Source organism: Pseudomonas sp. 05N434 (assembly GCF_056396965.1).
This window is the reverse complement of the sequence record NZ_JBFTMK010000850.1, coordinates 1-1377: the sequence shown is the minus strand read 5'-3', so window position 1 is coordinate 1377 and position 1377 is coordinate 1. Positions and strand designations below refer to the sequence as shown.

The following is a 1377-nucleotide window of genomic DNA, read 5'->3' as shown; positions in this document are numbered from 1 at the left end:
GAATAAGACTCGCTGCTGCCAATGATCTCGTGGTTACCGGCCTTCAGATTGAAGTAAGGATGGCCATCCTTGGTGGCTTTTTTCTCGTAGCGTTCGTCCAGCGGGCTATTGGCCTGGACCGAGGCGATTCCGCTATCGACCGCACCGCGCGTGGTATACAGCTCACTGACCAGAATGGTTTCGGCGTTGGCCGCTTTCAACACAAACTTGAACTGACCATTGCTGGTTTTGCTCACTTCGTACCATCCAGACATGCTTGTTCTCCTTGGCGATTGAGAGGTTTCGCGCTTCAGAGTAAAGACCAAGCCAGGTTTTCTGTCGCCGGTAAGGTCCAAACAAAACCGCCCTACTTCACCACCGTCCGCACCACCGACAACTCAGGTGCCTGCACCCGGCGCTGGCTCAAATAGCGCATGCAACTGACCCGCAAGAACGAGGCGAAATTCACCACCTCGCCGCGGTAGTCCATCACCTCTTCATACAGTTTGGCGATCAACTGATTGGTGGTCATGCCGTCGACCTCGGCGATTTCGCTGAGGATGTCCCAGAACTGGTTCTCCAGCCGCAGGGTGGTCACCACCCCGCAGATGCGCAGCGAGCGGGAGCGCGATTCGTAGAGAATCGGATCGGCCTTGACGTAGAGCTCGCACATGGACAGGTCCCTCGTTAAAGCGTGATTTTAGTGCCCAGCAACCCGAGGAAACCGGCCAGCCAGCTCGGGTGCGCCGGCCAGGCCGGGGCTGTGGCCAGATTGCCTTGAACGTGGCCTTCCGTCACCGGGATATCGATGTACGTGCCGCCAGCCAGGCGCACTTCCGGGGCACAGGYCGGGTAGGCGCTGCATTCGCGACCTTCAAGAATGCCGGCAGCGGCCAGCAATTGCGCGCCGTGACACACGGCCGCGATCGGTTTGCCAGCCTTGTCGAACGCTTGCACCAGCGCCAGGACTTTTTCGTTCAGGCGCAGGTACTCCGGCGCACGACCGCCCGGGATCAGCAGCGCGTCGTAGTCCGCCGCATCGACCTTGGTGAAATCAAAGTTCAGGGCAAACAGATGACCGGGTTTTTCGCTGTAGGTCTGGTCGCCTTCGAAGTCATGAATCGCCGTGCGCACGGTCTGGCCGGCGGTTTTGTCCGGGCAAACGGCATGCACCGTGTGGCCGACCATCAGCAGCGCCTGGAAGGGCACCATCACTTCGTAGTCTTCGACGTAATCGCCAACCAGCATCAGGATTTTTTTAGCAGCCATGGGGAGGACTCCTCTGGAAAATGCGTGGGCCTGCAGGAGTATTCAAGGTAGTCCCAGGATTTTTTTAGCAGCCATGGGGAGGACTCCTCTGGAAAATGCGTGGGCCTGCAGGAGTATTCAAGGTAGTCC

3 protein-coding genes are annotated in these 1377 nt (G+C 58.5%); all 3 read right to left on the bottom strand.

Annotated features, from left to right (window positions below):
• On the bottom strand, window positions 1-254 hold a 254-nt coding region (locus tag AC1DLB_RS30075; RefSeq protein WP_477786291.1), incomplete at its 3' end, for a YegP family protein.
• A 92-nt stretch (window positions 255-346) separates the two neighbouring features.
• On the bottom strand, window positions 347-652 hold the full coding sequence (locus AC1DLB_RS30070) for a ribbon-helix-helix domain-containing protein (protein WP_019580887.1): 306 nt from the start codon (window positions 650-652) through the stop codon (window positions 347-349).
• A 14-nt stretch (window positions 653-666) separates the two neighbouring features.
• Window positions 667-1248, bottom strand: coding sequence for a DJ-1/PfpI family protein (locus tag AC1DLB_RS30065; protein WP_477786290.1), 582 nt, complete (start codon window positions 1246-1248; stop codon window positions 667-669).
• Between the last annotated feature and the right edge of the window lie 129 nt (window positions 1249-1377).